The organism is Burkholderia sp. 9775_39, assembly GCF_015712225.1.
Taxonomy (GTDB): Bacteria; Pseudomonadota; Gammaproteobacteria; order Burkholderiales; family Burkholderiaceae; genus Burkholderia; species Burkholderia cenocepacia.
In genome coordinates, this window is sequence record NZ_JACCQC010000009.1 from 240,664 (window position 1) to 255,249 (window position 14,586).

General features: G+C 66.9%; 13 protein-coding genes. 6 read left to right on the forward strand and 7 right to left on the reverse strand.

The features are described from left to right. Positions 1-4: 4 nt before the first annotated feature. The 3 genes from tssF (at position 5) to tssJ (ending at position 3,592) form a co-directional block, all read left to right on the forward strand. Complete coding sequence (gene tssF, locus H0X90_RS15250; RefSeq protein WP_077189791.1) at positions 5-1,819, forward strand: type VI secretion system baseplate subunit TssF; 1,815 nt, start codon at positions 5-7, stop codon at positions 1,817-1,819. After that, positions 1,816-2,925 (forward strand): type VI secretion system baseplate subunit TssG, encoded by a 1,110-nt coding sequence (gene tssG / locus H0X90_RS15255; RefSeq protein ID WP_102898652.1) that lies wholly within the window; start codon positions 1,816-1,818, stop codon positions 2,923-2,925. Before tssF ends, tssG begins: the two co-directional genes overlap by 4 nt. Before the next feature lie 139 nt (positions 2,926-3,064). Further along, entirely contained in the window at positions 3,065-3,592 is a 528-nt protein-coding gene (tssJ, locus tag H0X90_RS15260) for a type VI secretion system lipoprotein TssJ (protein WP_077189789.1), read from the forward strand. A gap of 154 nt (positions 3,593-3,746) precedes the next feature. On the opposite strand, the gene H0X90_RS15265 is transcribed toward tssJ, so the two are convergent. Together H0X90_RS15265 and H0X90_RS15270 are read right to left on the reverse strand one after the other, a co-directional pair. Then, positions 3,747-4,952, reverse strand: a complete 1,206-nt coding sequence (locus H0X90_RS15265) for a benzoate/H(+) symporter BenE family transporter (RefSeq protein WP_077189788.1) — start codon at positions 4,950-4,952, stop codon at positions 3,747-3,749. 175 nt (positions 4,953-5,127) lie between these two features. Beyond that, positions 5,128-6,153, reverse strand: a complete 1,026-nt coding sequence (locus H0X90_RS15270) for a fatty acid desaturase (RefSeq protein WP_048992435.1) — start codon at positions 6,151-6,153, stop codon at positions 5,128-5,130. Between the two features lie 242 nt (positions 6,154-6,395). Here H0X90_RS15270 and H0X90_RS15275 point away from each other — a divergent pair, with 242 nt between their 5' ends. Next, positions 6,396-7,223, forward strand: a complete 828-nt coding sequence (locus H0X90_RS15275) for a phosphate/phosphite/phosphonate ABC transporter substrate-binding protein (protein ID WP_077189787.1) — start codon at positions 6,396-6,398, stop codon at positions 7,221-7,223. Between the two features lie 50 nt (positions 7,224-7,273). On the opposite strand, the gene dbpA is transcribed toward H0X90_RS15275, so the two are convergent. From dbpA to H0X90_RS15300, 5 genes are all read right to left on the reverse strand, one after another. Beyond that, entirely contained in the window at positions 7,274-8,671 is a 1,398-nt protein-coding gene (gene dbpA / locus H0X90_RS15280) for an ATP-dependent RNA helicase DbpA (protein ID WP_077189786.1), read from the reverse strand. Continuing rightward, complete coding sequence (locus H0X90_RS15285; protein ID WP_006483193.1) at positions 8,668-8,865, reverse strand: hypothetical protein; 198 nt, start codon at positions 8,863-8,865, stop codon at positions 8,668-8,670. Before H0X90_RS15285 ends, dbpA begins: the two co-directional genes overlap by 4 nt. Before the next feature lie 287 nt (positions 8,866-9,152). Then, positions 9,153-10,796 carry a malate dehydrogenase (quinone) gene (gene mqo, locus H0X90_RS15290; protein WP_006494493.1) on the reverse strand — a complete coding sequence of 548 codons (1,644 nt, stop codon included), beginning with the start codon at positions 10,794-10,796 and terminating at the stop codon, positions 9,153-9,155. Positions 10,797-11,339: 543 nt separating this feature from the next. After that, positions 11,340-11,645: a hypothetical protein gene (locus H0X90_RS15295; protein WP_006483262.1), complete on the reverse strand. Its 306-nt coding sequence runs from the start codon at positions 11,643-11,645 to the stop codon at positions 11,340-11,342. A gap of 70 nt (positions 11,646-11,715) precedes the next feature. Continuing rightward, entirely contained in the window at positions 11,716-12,204 is a 489-nt protein-coding gene (locus tag H0X90_RS15300) for an Lrp/AsnC family transcriptional regulator (protein ID WP_006494492.1), read from the reverse strand. Between the two features lie 128 nt (positions 12,205-12,332). Between H0X90_RS15300 and H0X90_RS15305 the strand changes: the two genes are divergently transcribed. Further along, positions 12,333-13,370: a histone deacetylase family protein gene (locus H0X90_RS15305; RefSeq protein WP_077189785.1), complete on the forward strand. Its 1,038-nt coding sequence runs from the start codon at positions 12,333-12,335 to the stop codon at positions 13,368-13,370. Between the two features lie 68 nt (positions 13,371-13,438). After that, a complete protein-coding gene (locus tag H0X90_RS15310; protein WP_034203012.1) occupies positions 13,439-14,581 on the forward strand; it encodes a branched-chain amino acid ABC transporter substrate-binding protein in 1,143 nt (380 codons plus the stop codon). Positions 14,582-14,586: the final 5 nt, after the last annotated feature.

Sequence of the window (14,586 nt, forward strand, 5' to 3'; positions counted from 1 at the left end):
ATTCATGGCAAACGACGATCCCATCCTGCGCTACTACGAAGCGGAAATGCGCTATTTACGCGAGTCCGGCAAGGAATTCGCGCAGGCGCATCCCGATCGCGCACGGCTGCTCAACCTCGACCGTGTCGGCGATCGTGATCCGTACGTCGAGCGGCTGTTCGAGGGTTTCGCCTTCCTGACCGGGCGCCTTCGGCAGAAGCTCGACGACGAGTTGCCCGAGCTGACGGAAGGGCTGGTCAGCCTGTTATGGCCGCACTACTTGCGCATGATCCCGTCGTTGTCGGTTGTGGAGCTCATCCCGCTGTCGGAAAAGCTTCAGAAGACCGAAGTCGTGCCGGCAGGCGTATCGATCCGTTCCGCGCCGATCCCCGTACCGCCGCCCGCGGACGCGGAAGGTCTGTCGCCGAAGACCGTGCAATGCATTTACAGGACCACGCAAGCGGTCACGCTGCAACCCGTCACGGTTACGCATGCCGGGCCGGCCGTGCGCCACGATGGCCGCTCGGTGATCCGGCTCGGCTTCTCGCTCGGCGGGTCGGCACGGCGGCGGGAAACGGATCTGTCCCGGCTGCGCCTGTACCTGAATGCGGATCTGCCGACGGCGTTCGCGATGCATCTTGCGCTCACGCGCCAGGTCGACACGATCCAGTTGCGCGTTCCGGAGATCCGCGACGGCGAGGCGATGCCGCTCGCCGGTGTCACGATCGAACCGGCCGGCTTCTCGGCCGAGGAGCGACTGTGGCCAAAGGCCGACGTGGCTTTCTCCGGCTATCAGTTGCTGCTCGAATACTTTACGTTCCGCGAGAAATTCCTGTTCGTGGAGCTTCGCGGACTGGACGTCACAACGCTGCCGGAACGTACCACCCGGTTCGAACTGGAGATCGTGCTGACGCAGGCCTATCCGTCGGACCAGCGCTTCAGCGCGGAAAACGTGCGGCTATTCTGCTCGCCCGTGATCAACCTGTTCGAGCTGGATGCCGAGCCGATCGAGATCGACCATCACGAAACCGAATATCGCGTGGTGCCGGCGGGGCATCAAGGCGAGCATGTCGAAACGTATTCCGTCGACGCGATCGAGGCGTTCGACCACGAAACGGCCGAGCGATATGAATACGTGCCGTTCGCGACGTTCCGCCATCGCGGCGGGATGTTGCGCCATGAGGCGCCGGAGCGGTATTTCCATTCGCGCGTGCGCTCGGGCGTGGCGGGATTGCACGAAACGTGGGTGGTGCTCGGCGGTCATGCATGGGAAACCATGGAGGCGCTGCCCGAGGAAAGCTTGTCGTTGCGTGTGACGGGCACGAACGGGTTGCTGCCGCGCAAGGGGCTGCGGGAGGCCAGTCTCGACGAACTCGCGACCAGTTCACAGAGCGTCGCCGGGGTGCGCAATCTCGTCTCGCCGACGCTACCGCTGTATCCGCCGACGGAAGACCGGTTCCAGTGGCGGGTGCTGTCGCACCTGGCGCCGAACTTCCTGTCGATGATGAATGCGGAAGTGCTGCGTGGGGCGCTCGCGCTCTACGACTGGACGGACGACGAGCTGAACCGTCGACGGCTCGCGGGCATCCGGTGGGTGTCACAGGCACTGATCGAGGAGATGTCGGGTGGCTCGGTCGAGCGGGGCGTGCTGATCGAGGTCACGCTCGATAGCCACGCGTTCGCCGGGGACGGTGACGTGATGCTGTTCGGCGAACTGCTGCATCGGTTCTTCGCGCTCTACGCGGACATCAACCTGTTCACGAAGCTCGCGATCGTCAGTCTGCCGTCGCAGGCCCGGATCGAATGGCCACGCAGCAAGGCCGAACGGGCGCCGCTATGAAACTGCACGACTTCCCGAATCTGGATCCGCTGGTCGCCTCGCTCCTCGCGCGCGCACCGCGAATGAGCTTCATGCAGCTTTGCCGGTTGCTCGAAGCGCGTTTTCCCGATCGGCCCGGGTTCGGTACACGGGACGGGCTCGAGCATGAACCGGTGCGCTTCCGGCCGCGACCGCGAATGGGTTTTCCGGCGAGTGAGGTTGCGTCGGTCGAGTTCGATGACGGATCGGACACGTTCGGGCCGGGTTCACCGCCGACCGTGCGCACGACGTTCATGGGGCTGTACGGCGTCGATGCGGCGATGCCGTCGCACCTGATCGACGAGATCGTGCTGCGCGAGGAAGGGCACGAGGCGGTCGAGGCGTTTCTCGACCAGTTCAATCACCGGTATGTCACGTTGCTGTATCGAGCGTGGCGGAAGTATCGTTATCCGGAACATTTCCGGCCTGGTGGCGTTGACGCGCATTCGCGCAACCTGTTGTGCCTGGCAGGGTTCGGCTGGGGTGACAAGCCGAAGCGCGCCGGCCTGCCCGATTCGCGGATGCTGGCGTTGCTCGGGCTCCTGATTCAGCGCACCCGCACGCCGGAGGGGCTGGCAGGCGTTGTTGCGCTGGCTGTTCCGCGAGTCGAGGTGCGGGTCGACGAGTTCTGGCCGGTCGTGACGTCGACGGGGCGGCCGCGGCCGCTTACCGGTGTCGGGCGTGCTGCCGGGAAATCGGGAACCCGTCAACGTAACGGGTTGGGTGGAGGTTACGTATTGGGAAAGCGGATGGCGTATCGAAGCCGGGCGGTACGCGTGACGGTGCAGCCGGCCGATGCTCGGCAGGCGCAGGACCTATTGCCGGGTGCGGGGCTGCATCGCGATTTGCTGGCCTTTGTGCAGTTATATGTCGGTGTCAAGGCGGACGTACACCTGCGTATGGAGGTGTCGTCGCGATATGCGCCGGAACCCGCGATCGGTCAGGGAAACGCCGGATCGGCGCCCCGGCTCGGCTGGACCACCGTGCTGCCCGCCGACGAGGAACGGATCGTCAATATCGCGCTCGGCGTCTACGAGGCTTTTCCTGCGCCGATCCCGAATCCATACCTTACCGCGTCGCATGCTTGACCGGAATGACGCATGACGTTCTGATTTTTCGGATCAGTCGCTGTATCCGTTTTGCTGCGATCAGCTTGCACTCTGTTGGGCCGCCAACCCGCGGTCTCAATACGTTCACGACTACACCATGCATTGCTGAGGAGCATCGATGTCCATCCGTTTCGCTGTATCAACCTTCGTGTCCGCTTGGCTTCTGTCTGCATGCGGCGCCTGGCAGTCCGTCTCGGACGCCTCGTCGAGCGCGTATCACGCGGTGTTCTTCAAGCAGATCAAGGTGCTCAACGTCGATCTGTCTGCTCGGGAGGCATTGAACCCCGATGACGCCGGCCGCGCGACATCGGTCGCGGTGCGCGTGTATCAGTTGAAGGACCGCAAGATGTTCGATGGTGCGTCCTACGAGGATCTACTGAAGAATGACCGGACGGTGCTTGCGCAGGATCTGCAGGCCAACCTTGCCGCGGTGTTGAATCCGGGGGCGTCGGCAAGCCTTGCGCAGCCGATGCAGGCCGATACGAAGTACGTCGCGGTCGTGGCGTTCTATCGCAACCCCGGCAACGGCGACGGGTGGAAGTACGTGATCGAAAAGAAGAAGCTCGACGCGGACAAGCCGTTGAAACTCGAGCTCGTCGATCAGCTTCTATTGGCCAGCGGCGCGATTCGCAACACATCGAGGTAGTGCCTGACTGGCCGGGCGTCATGACGATCCTTGAAACACGAAGGAGATGACCTGACCCGACCCGCACACTCGATGAACCGAATCGCGAGAGGCGACGAACCCGTGCCCGGGAAGGCATTGCATCGAGTGTTCGACGGCGGCGTCACGCGTGCGCTCAATCTTCCCGACGCCGCACCCTGTTCAACACCCCATACGCCACCGACCCGATCACGATCCCCCAGAACGCCGACCCGAGCCCGAGCCAGGTCATCCCCGACGCGGTCGCGAGAAACGTGATCACCGACGCTTCGCGGTGGTTCTCGTCCTCGAAGATCCCGTGCACGTTCGCGCTGATCGCGCCGATCAGCGCGAGTCCCGCCAGAATCGCGACGAACGCCTTCGGCAGTGCGAAGAACAGCGTGACGATCGTGCCTGCGAAGAGCCCGCCGATCAGGTAGATCACGCCGTTCGCGAGCCCGGCGACGTAGCGCCGGTCCGGATCCTCGTGCGCATCCTTGCCGGTGCACAGCGCCGCGGTGATCGCGGCAACGACGATCGTGATCCCGCCGAAGCACGCGACGGCCAGCGACATCACGCTGGTCGCCGTGATGATCGGGCGCGCCGGCGTGTGATAGCCGGATACACGCAGGATCGCCATCCCCGGCAGGAACTGGCCGGTGAGGCTGACGACGACGAGCGGCAGCGCGAGGCTGAGCGTCGTGCCCAGCGTCCATTCGGGCGCGATGAAGATCGGACGCGCGAGGCTCGGCGACACGTTGCCGAGATGCGTCATCCCGAGCAGCGTCGCGAGCGCGGCGCCCGTCAACAGCACGAGCACGATGCTGTAGCGCGGCAGCAGGCGCCGGAAGATCACGTAGGCCGCGATCATCCCGAACGCGAGCGCGGGCTGCGCCGACGCGGCGGAGAACGCATGCATGCCGAACGGCAGCAGGATGCCGGCCATCATGCCGCACGCGATGCCCCGCGGGATGTGGCGCACCAGCCGGTCGAAATACCCGGACACGCCGATCGCCAGGATGATCAGCGCGGCCGTGATGTACGCGCCGACGGCCTGGTTGAGCGTCAGTTGCGGAAACAGGCCGACGAGCAGCGCGGTGCCGGGCGCCGACCACGCGGTGACGACGGGCACCTTGAGCTTCCAGCTGGCGAACAGGCCCGACACGCCCGCGCCGATCGAGATCGCCCAGACCCACGACGTCACCATCTCGTTGGACGCATGCGCGGCCTGCGACGCCTGGAAGAAGATCGCGAGCGGGCCCGCGTAGGAAATCAGGACCGCGAGAAAGCCCGCGGTGATCGCGGAAACGGACCAGTCGTTACCGAGCGTGCGGATCGCGCCGGGTGGGGTGTTGGGTTGCATCGTCGTCGGGGAAGGCGGCGCGCGGCCGTGCGGCGGAGCCGGGGCGAATGATTGTTGGAGGCCCCGGATGAGCCGCCATTCTGCGCATTGCCGACGCAATTGGCAATTCGCGGGCGGCGATCGACGTTGTCGGCTTTTCGTAAGGATGGGCGCCGAAACGCGGAAACGTCTGACGTCAGGTACTGATCTGCAACACCCTGTCGACCACCGCCACCTTGATCCCGCTGCCCGTCGACAGCGATGCCGTGCCTGCGTCGAACGGATGCACGGGCGGATCGGTCGGCGTCCACGCATGGCGCGCGAGCAACGCGCGATACCCGCCGCGGATCACGAAGCCGCCGCATTTCTCCGCATACGCAGCGCGCCGCATCCGGTACGCGCGCGGCAGGTCGTACCACGGCAGCTTCGGCAGGTCGTGGTGGACGAGGTGATAGTTGTTGTTCAGGTACAGCAGCCGCATCGCGAAGCCGGCTTCGTTGATCGTGATGCGCGCTTTCGGATGCGGCGCGGCGCGATGCTCGTACAGCGAGCGGATCATCGCGAGCGACAGCGCGGGCCACGTGACGGCCAGCAGGTAGTACCACCACGGCACGCCGATCGCCCATTGCAGCCAGGCGAGCAGCGCGACCACGCACGCGGCATGCGTCGCCCACATCGGCAGATAGCGGAAGTCGCCGCGCCGGAACGCGGCGAACGCATCGCGGAACGTCGCGGCGATGGCGAGCGGCGGCCCGACGGCGATGCGTCCGAGGAAAGTCTTGCGCGCGACCGTCAGCGCCCGGCGCCAGCGCGGCAGCCGCGCCCAGCGTTCGCGTGTGACGTAGTTCGTTTCGGGATCGACGCCCGGCACGGTCAGGTCCTCGTCGCGATGATGCTCGAGATGCGTGTCGCGATACAGCGTGTACGGATACCAGATCGTCAGCGGCGGATAGCCGAGCAGCTTGTTCACGAAGGCGGAACGCGTCGGATGGCCGTGCAGCAGCTCGTGCTGCAGCGACAGGTGCCACGCGCCGAGCAGGATCAGCGGCGGCGTCGCGGCGCCGAGCGACAGGTGCCCGTCGCGCACGAGCAGCAGCACGGCGAGCCAGCCGCCGTAGATGACGACGACCAGCAGCCAGGTCGGCCACTCGGTCCGGGCGGTGAAGCGGGCGTCGAGCGCGGCGATCGCGCGCGCGTGGTCGACGTCGAAGTATTCGGCCATGGCGTTGAGGCAGATGGATCGGGCAGTGCGGGGAACGAGCGATGGAACCGGGGCGCTCGGCCCGGGTGCGCTGGTGTCTCGCGGATCACGGTCGGCCTGTCCGGCATCGCGCACGGTGGCGCGCCGGCAGGCATTCGAACGGTACCGGGGCGGGGCGACTACGCCAACCAATCGATTCGCATTTGCTTATCGTCTGGCGGCCGATAAGCATCCGGGCCGCCGCCGATGCGTAGAATGCCGGCATGAACCCCTGGATCGCAGTCCTGCCGATGTACAACGTGACGCCGCGCCATGCCGTGCTGTGGCGCGCGCTGCTGCGCGACGCGCTCGATGCGTTCGCGAACGCGGGCGGGCCCGCCGACGTCGCGCTGCCCGACGCGCCGTTCGACGATCTGCAGGCGCTGTGGCGGCGCGACGACCTGCTGCTGTCGCAGACCTGCGGCTACCCGTACCGGATGCTCGGCTTGCGCGACGTCGTGCGATTGATTGCGACCCCGATTTTCGACGCGGACGGTTGCGATGGGGCGTGCTACAGCAGCGTACTGATCGTATCGGCGCGCGTGCATGCGGGCGGCGCGACGACGCTCGCCGCCTGCCGCGGGTTGCGGGCCGCCTTCAACGGCGCGGATTCGCACAGCGGGATGAATGCATTCCGGCACGCGGTCGCGCCGCATGCGCACGACGGCCGGTTCTTCGGCTCGGTCACGCCGTTCGGTTCGCACCTGAACGTGCTGCGTGCGCTAGCGTCGGGAGAAGCCGATTGCGCGGCGATCGACTGCGTGACGTTCGCGTATGTGCGCGACGCGCTGCCCGATCTGCTGACGGACATCCGGATCATCGGCACGACGGCGTCCGCGCCGGGATTGCCGTTCGTCGCATCGCGGGCGGCGCTGGCGGATACGCAGGTCGTCGCGTTGCAGGATGCGCTGGACGGCGCGGTCGCCGCCGACGCGGAACGGGCGCGCGTGCTGAGGCTGAAGGGATTCGACCGGCTGTCGCCGGCCGACTACGACACGATTGCGCGGTTCGCGCAGGCAGCCGCGGCGCACGGCTATCCCGAACTCGCGTGACAAACGGGGCGGCGCCCGGCGGTACTGCGACCGCCCACGCCGCGGCCCGCTTACTCCTCGTCCATCAACCGGACCTTGACGCGCTTGCCCTTGATCTTCCCCGCATTGAGCTTGCGCAGCGCGTCGCGCGCGACGCCGCGCTCGATCGCGACATAGGTCGAGAACTCCGTCACGTTGATCTTGCCGATCTGCTTGCCGTCGAACCCGGCGTCGCCGGTCAGCGCGCCGAGCACGTCGCCCGGGCGGATCTTGTCCTTGCGCCCGCCGAGGATCTGCAGCGTTTCCATCGGCGGCAGCAGGACGCTGTCGTCCGCCGGCTTCAGCTCGGCGAGCGGATGCCATTCGACCTCGCGCTTCTGCGCCTGTTCGATCGCGCCGACGCGGCCCATCTCGTCCATGCTCGCGAGGCTCAGCGCCCAGCCGTCCTGATCCGCGCGGCCGGTGCGGCCGATGCGGTGTACGTGCACTTCGGGGTCGGGCGTCACGTCGACGTTGATCACCGCTTCGAGCTGCGCGATGTCGAGCCCGCGCGCGGCGACGTCGGTCGCGACCAGCACCGAGCAGCTGCGGTTCGCGAACTGGATCAGCACCTGGTCGCGTTCGCGCTGGTCGAGTTCGCCGTGCAGCGCGAGCGCATGGAAGCCTTGCGCGTGCAGCACGTCGAGCAGGTCGCGGCACTGCTGCTTGGTGTTGCAGAACGCGATCGTGCTCACCGGCCGATAGTGGTTCAGCAACTGGCCGACCGCATGCAGCCGCTCGTTCTCGGTCACTTCATAGAAGCGCTGGCGGATCTTGCTGTCGTCGTGGCGTTCCGCGAGCTTGATTTCCTTCGGATTGCGCAGGAACTGCTGGCTCAGCTTCGCGATGCCGTCCGGATAGGTCGCGGAGAACAGCAGCGTCTGGCGCGTCGTCGGACACATCCGCGCGACCTTCGCGATGTCGTCGAAGAAGCCCATGTCGAGCATCCGGTCGGCTTCGTCGAGCACCAGCGTATTCAGCGCGTCGAGCTTCAGGTTGCCGCGATCGAGGTGGTCCATGATGCGGCCCGGCGTGCCGACGACGATATGCGCGCCGTGCTCGAGGCTCTGCGCTTGCGGGCGCATCGGCGTGCCGCCGCACAGCGTCAGCACCTTCACGTTCTCCTCGGCGCGCGCGAGGCGGCGCACTTCCTGCGCGACCTGGTCGGCCAGCTCGCGCGTCGGGCACAGGATCATCGCCTGCACGTCGAAACGGCGCGCATCGAGGCGCGCGAGCAGCGCGAGCGAGAACGCGGCGGTCTTGCCGCTGCCCGTCTTCGCCTGCGCGATCAGGTCCTGGCCGGCCAGCGCGATCGGCAGGCTCGCGGCCTGGATCGGCGTCATGTCGACATAGCCGAGCTGCGCGAGGTTCGCGAGCGTGGCGGGCGTCAGCGGCAGCGCGCTGAACGGCGTGGCGGTCGGTTGGGTCAAGACAGGTCTCCGAGGTAGGGGCGGCCTTCCATCTGCTCGTAGACGACGTTGCCTTCGTCGTCCTCGAAGCGTTCGAGATAGTTGCGGGCGCCGCACAGCGGGCAGCGGAACAGCAGCCCCTGGCCTTCGTCCTTGATGACGACGTCGGACTGCTCCCACTGCGTGCCGCAGCTCTGGTTTCGGCAGGTAAACACGGTCTTTCTCCAGCTGAATTCGGTTGATGGCGCGCCCGGACGGGCGCGGCCACGGCGGGCGGCGCTCGCGCGGCTCGGGCGCGGGCCGCACCGGCGGTGGCTCGGGTTGGGTCGATGCGGATGATGGATCGGGCGGCGACGGCGTCGCGCGTGCCGCAATTCTAGCGGAAGCCGGTGCTTCCGCCCGGTGCGCACCAGGAAAAACGGCCGCCCCGGAGGGCGGCCGTGTCGGGCGGCATCACGGTGCCGCATGGGTGCCGCGCGGGTGTCGCGCGGCATCGGGCGCGTTACAGCGCCATGTCGGCCGACGCCTTCGCCGGGCGGGCCGGCGCGGCGCCGGTGGCCTGCGACGGCGCGCCGAGGTCGATCTTCGGCGGCGGCGACAGTTGCAGCACGTCGCTCGTGTAGGTCCATTCCTCGACGACCTTCGCCGGGCTGTCGTTCAGCCTGGTGCCGTAGCTCGGCACGATCTGTCGGATCTTCTGCTGCCACTCGGACGTCGCGACCTTGTCCTTGAACACTTTCTTCATCAGGTTCAGCATGATCGGCGCGGCGGTCGACGCGCCCGGCGACGCGCCGAGCAGGCCCGCGATGCTGCCGTCCTGCGACGCGACGATCTCGGTGCCGAGCTTCAGCACGCCGCCCTTGACCGGGTCGCGCTTGATGATCTGCACGCGCTGGCCGGCCTGCCACAGGCGCCAGTCTTCCTTCTTCGCGTTCGGGAAGTATTCCTTCAGCGCGTTGAAGCGGTCGTCGTCGGACAGCATCAGCTGGCCGGCGAGGTACTGCACCAGCGGGAATTCGTCGACACCCACGCGCATCATCGGCGCGACGTTGTGCAGGTTGGTGCTCTTCGCGAGGTCGAAGTACGAGCCGTTCTTCAGGAACTTGGTCGAGAACGTCGCGAACGGCCCGAACAGGATGATCTTCTTGCCGTCGATGATGCGCGTGTCGAGGTGCGGCACCGACATCGGCGGCGAGCCGACCGACGCCTTGCCGTAGGCCTTCGCGAGATGCTGCTTCACGACCTCGGGGTTGTCGGTCACGAGGAACGAGCCGCCGACCGGGAATGCGCCGTAGTCCTTCGCTTCGGGGATGCCCGACGCCTGCAGCAGGTGCAGCGCACCGCCGCCCGCGCCGATGAACACGAACTTCGCGTCGACGGCTTGCGGCGGTTCATCCGAGTGCAGCTTGACCCACGACACGTGCCACGTGCCGTCGGCGTTGCGCGTGATCTCGCGCACTTCGCTCGACAGCGACAGCGTGAAGTTCGGCTGCGTCTTCAGGTAGCCGACGAACTGGCGCGTGATCTCGCCGAAGTTCACGTCGGTGCCGATCGGCGTCCACGTCGCGGCCACCTTCTGGTTGCGGTCGCGACCTTCCATCATCAGCGGCACCCACTGCTTGATCTGGTCGTAGTCTTCCGAATACTGCATCCCGCGGAACAGCGGGCTCGCCTGCAGCGCTTCGTAGCGCTTCTTCAGGAAGCGGACGTTGTCGTCGCCCCAGACGAAGCTCATGTGCGGCGTCGAGTTGATGAACGAGTGCGGGTTCTTCAGCACGCCCTGCTTCACCTGCCACGCCCAGAACTGGCGCGAGATCTGGAACGACTCGTTGATCTCGATGGCCTTCGAGATGTCGACCTTGCCGTCCGCCTTCTCCGGCGTGTAGTTCAGCTCGGCGAGCGCCGAGTGGCCGGTGCCGGCGTTGTTCCAGCCGTTCGAGCTTTCCAGCGCGACGCCGTCGAGGCGCTCGACCATCGTCATCGACCAGTCGGGCTGGAGTTCGTGCAGCCAGACGCCGAGCGTCGCGCTCATGATGCCGCCGCCCACCAGCAGGACGTCGACTTTCTTCGTGTCGGCGGCGTGCGCGGACGATGTCGCGACGCACAGCGCGAGCGCCGACAGTATTACCCGTAACGTTTTGATCACAGCAGATCCCTTTTTCAACTTGGATGCATCGGTTTGCCATGCCGCCCGGCGCGCGGTTCCGTCGTGTCGAAACACGGGTCCGGAGATCCGGACCGCGAATCCGGAATTCCGGATCGACGCTGCACGCCGTTGCATTGGCGCACACGAAGCGATTCGGAAGGACACCTTCGGATCGGCTTCCCGCGAACAGGCAAGGGCCTGCGTCGCGACGGTGCGCCACGCGCCCGGCCCGGGTGGCGGGCCTGAGCGGACGGCGCTTCAGGCTGCGTCGAAAGCGGCCGCGCGCGACACGTTTTGCGGGGGCGGGATGGCAAGGGGCGCGTAATATAACCGAACTCGGACAACGTGTCGCAGGCGACGAATATCCCTGTTTTCGTGGGGTTTTTTGCGCGTCCAGGTTTCCGGAATGACGGTGTGCGACGCGGGAAAATCGAGGGGGATCAACGGGGCGGAATGGACGGTCACGCAGGCCATGCAACAGACCGGAACGTCACCGGGTCGCGGCGTTGCACCGCGACCCGTTCACGGCTACATCAGTTCACTTCACTTCGCTCCGCCGCTCCGGCAGAACTGCTCATACGCCTGCGCCGAATTCGCGAACCCCTGCGCCTTCGCGAGTTCCCACGGACGCTCGCACTGCCGGGTTCGTTCGCACCATGCGTAGCCGGCCGAGCCGATGCAGCCGTGCGCGTCGCGATCGCCGCCGACCCGCGGCGGGGCCGCTTGCGCGGCAGTGTCGGCGGGCGCGGACGCATTGGCCGGCGTGGACGATGGCGTCGCACAGGCGCTCAATGCGAATGCGCAGGCGATCGCGGCGGCAAACGACGCGGCGGGTGAGTAACGTTTCATCGGGTAGCGCTCCATGGGATGACGATCGGCGGCGGATGCCCGTGTGCGGGCGCCTGCAAAGCATGAACGGTCACGCGTCCGGCACCGGCACGCGCGACGAGAACTTCACCTCGCGCAACGCGAGGCTCGACTGGATCGACGACACGCCGGCCTGTTTCCGCAGCACGCGCTCGACGAATTCCGCATACGCGTCGAGATCGGCCGCGACGACCTGCAGGATGTAGTCGGCCGCGCCGGTGATCTTGTGGCACGACGTCACTTCGTCGTGACGCCGCATCACGTCCTCGAAGTGATCCGAATCCTGGCCCGAATGCATGTTGAACGTCACCTGCACGAACGCGAACACGTTCATGCCGAGCGTGCGCCGGTCGAGGTTCGCCTGATAGCCGGTGATCACGTGCTCGTCCTCGAGCCGCTTGCGGCGGCGCCAGCACGGCGTGACGCTGAGCGACAGCTTCTCGCCGAGCGTGGCGTTCGACAGCGCGCCGTCTTCCTGCAACAGGCGGAGCATCGCGCGGTCGACGCCGTCCAGTTCAACTGAAGCGCGATTTTTGCTCATATCCGGCATTCCGTAGACAATTTTCTCAAAATTGTACGAAACGAAGCGCTGAAAAGCAAAGCTATTGCCGGGCGGCCTCAATAGACTGTTGCCAACCCCTTTCCCCGTCATCCCTGCAACGGTCAACCATGCTTACGGTCTACAGCAGCGATCACCACCTGCATCGCGGCGTCGAACTGAAGGACGGCGCGATCACCGAGTCGTTCGAACACCCCCTTCGCGCCGAAACGGTGCTCGCGCAGGTCCGCGCGGCCGGCCTCGGCGACGTGATCGCGCCGCGTGCGTTCGACCGGGCGAGCTATGCCGGCGCGCACAGCGCGCGCTACGTCGACTTCCTCGCCGGCGCATGGGACGAATGGACCGCGACCGGCCGCACCTGCCAGGCGCTGCCGCTCGTGTGGCCGGTGCGCGCGATGCCGGCGGCCGCGACGCCGCCCGGCTTCATCGACGGCAAGCTCGGCTTCTTCGCGATGGACGCCGGCGCGCCGATCAACGCCGGCACGTGGGACGCGGTGAGCGCGAGCGCGAACTCGGCGCTGACCGGCGCCGACCTGCTGTCGGGCGGCGGCGCGCGCGCCGCGTTCGCGCTGTGCCGCCCGCCCGGCCACCATGCGGGGCGCGAGTACATGGGCGGCTACTGCTACCTGAACAACGCGGCGATCGCCGCGCAGCACGGCATCGCGCGCGGCGCGGCGCGCGTCGCGGTGCTCGACGTCGATTTCCACCACGGCAACGGCACGCAGGACATCTTCTACGAGCGGTCGGACGTGCTGTTCGCGTCGCTGCATGGCGAACCGTCGGTGTCGTATCCGTACTTCTCCGGCTACGCGGACGAGCGCGGCGCGGGCATCGGCGCGGGCTTCAACCTGAACCTGCCGCTGCCGAAGGGCACGCGGTGGGACACCTACTCGGCAGCGCTCGACCACGCCGCGGCGGCGATCGCCAGGCATGCGCCCGACCTGCTCGTCGTGTCGCTCGGCGTCGACACGTTCGAGCACGACCCGATCAGCCATTTCAAGCTGCGCTCGCCCGACTACCTGCGGATCGGCGAGACGCTCGCGCGCCTGAACCTGCCGACGCTGTTCGTGATGGAGGGCGGCTACATGGTCGACGAGATCGGCATCAACGCGGTGAACGTACTGCTGGGATTCGAAGGGCGTGCGTAAGCGCGGCACGACCTTCGGCGAATGACGGATCCGAACACGAACGAAGCGCGACAAGGAAGGAGACGAGCATGAATCGGCATCACAAGACGGTATTCGCCACCGCGGTTGCGCTGACGTGCGCGCTGCCTGCAGGGGCCGCGCAGGCGGACGACGTCGTGCGCATCGGGCACGTCGCGCCGCTGACCGGCGCGATCGCGCACCTCGGCAAGGACAGCGAGAACGGTGCACGGCTCGCGGTCGAGGAAATCAACGCGAAGGGGCTCGTGATCGGCGGCAGGAAGGTCACGCTGCAGCTCGACGCGCAGGACGACGCGGGCGATCCGCGCACCGCGACACAGGTTGCGCAGCGGCTCGTCGACGACAAGGTCGTCGGCGTCGTCGGCCATCACAACTCGGGCACGTCGATCCCGGCGTCGCGCGTGTATCGCGACGGCGGCGTCGTGCAGATCTCGCAGGCCGCGACCAACCCGACGTATACGCAGCAGGGCTTCAAGACGACCTATCGCGTCGTCGCGACCGACGCGCAGCAGGGGCCGGCGCTGGCGATGTATGCGGCGAAGAACATGGGGATCAGGACGGTCGCCGTGGTCGACGATTCGACTGCGTACGGGCAGGGCCTCGCGACCGAATTCGAGAAGGCTGCGAAGGCGGCCGGGATGAAGGTCGTGTCGCGCGACGCGACGAACGACAAGGCGATCGACTTCCGCGCGATCCTCACGAAGATCAAGGGCGCGAACCCCGACGCGATCATGTATGGCGGGATGGACGCGACGGGCGGGCCGCTCGCGAAGCAGGCGCGCCAGCTCGGCATGCGCGCGAAGATCCTGGCCGGCGACGGCGTGTGCTCGACCGATCTGCCGAAGCTCGCCGGGCCGGCGTCGGACAACGTCGTGTGTTCCGAGGCCGGCATCGCGCTCGAGAAGATGCCGGGCGGCGCGGCGTTCGCGAAACGCTACGAAGCGCGTTATCACCAGCCGATGCAGGTGTATGCGCCGTTCTCGTACGACGCGGTCTACATCATCGTCGACGCGATGAAGCGCGCGAATTCGACGGATCCGGCGAAGGTGCTGGCCGCGATGCCGGCCACCGACTATCGCGGCGTGATCGGCGAAACGAGCTTCACGCCGCAGGGCGACCTGAAGCACGGCGCGATCTCGGTGTTTACGTACAAGAGCGGCAGGAAGGCGCTGCTCGACATCGTCCGGATGTAACGCCG

Excerpts from the sequence above, each read along its gene's own strand:
- H0X90_RS15270 (WP_048992435.1), bottom strand. The coding sequence starts at position 6,153 with ATGGCCGAATACTTCGACGTCGACCACGCGCGCGCGATCGCCGCGCTC.
- H0X90_RS15295 (WP_006483262.1), bottom strand. The coding sequence starts at position 11,645 with ATGAAACGTTACTCACCCGCCGCGTCGTTTGCCGCCGCGATCGCCTGC.
- H0X90_RS15265 (WP_077189788.1), bottom strand. The coding sequence starts at position 4,952 with ATGCAACCCAACACCCCACCCGGCGCGATCCGCACGCTCGGTAACGAC.
- H0X90_RS15305 (WP_077189785.1), top strand. The coding sequence starts at position 12,333 with ATGCTTACGGTCTACAGCAGCGATCACCACCTGCATCGCGGCGTCGAA.
- H0X90_RS15300 (WP_006494492.1), bottom strand. The coding sequence starts at position 12,204 with ATGAGCAAAAATCGCGCTTCAGTTGAACTGGACGGCGTCGACCGCGCG.
- tssG (WP_102898652.1), top strand. The coding sequence starts at position 1,816 with ATGAAACTGCACGACTTCCCGAATCTGGATCCGCTGGTCGCCTCGCTC.
- tssJ (WP_077189789.1), top strand. The coding sequence starts at position 3,065 with ATGTCCATCCGTTTCGCTGTATCAACCTTCGTGTCCGCTTGGCTTCTG.
- H0X90_RS15310 (WP_034203012.1), top strand. The coding sequence starts at position 13,439 with ATGAATCGGCATCACAAGACGGTATTCGCCACCGCGGTTGCGCTGACG.
- tssF (WP_077189791.1), top strand. The coding sequence starts at position 5 with ATGGCAAACGACGATCCCATCCTGCGCTACTACGAAGCGGAAATGCGC.
- H0X90_RS15275 (WP_077189787.1), top strand. The coding sequence starts at position 6,396 with ATGAACCCCTGGATCGCAGTCCTGCCGATGTACAACGTGACGCCGCGC.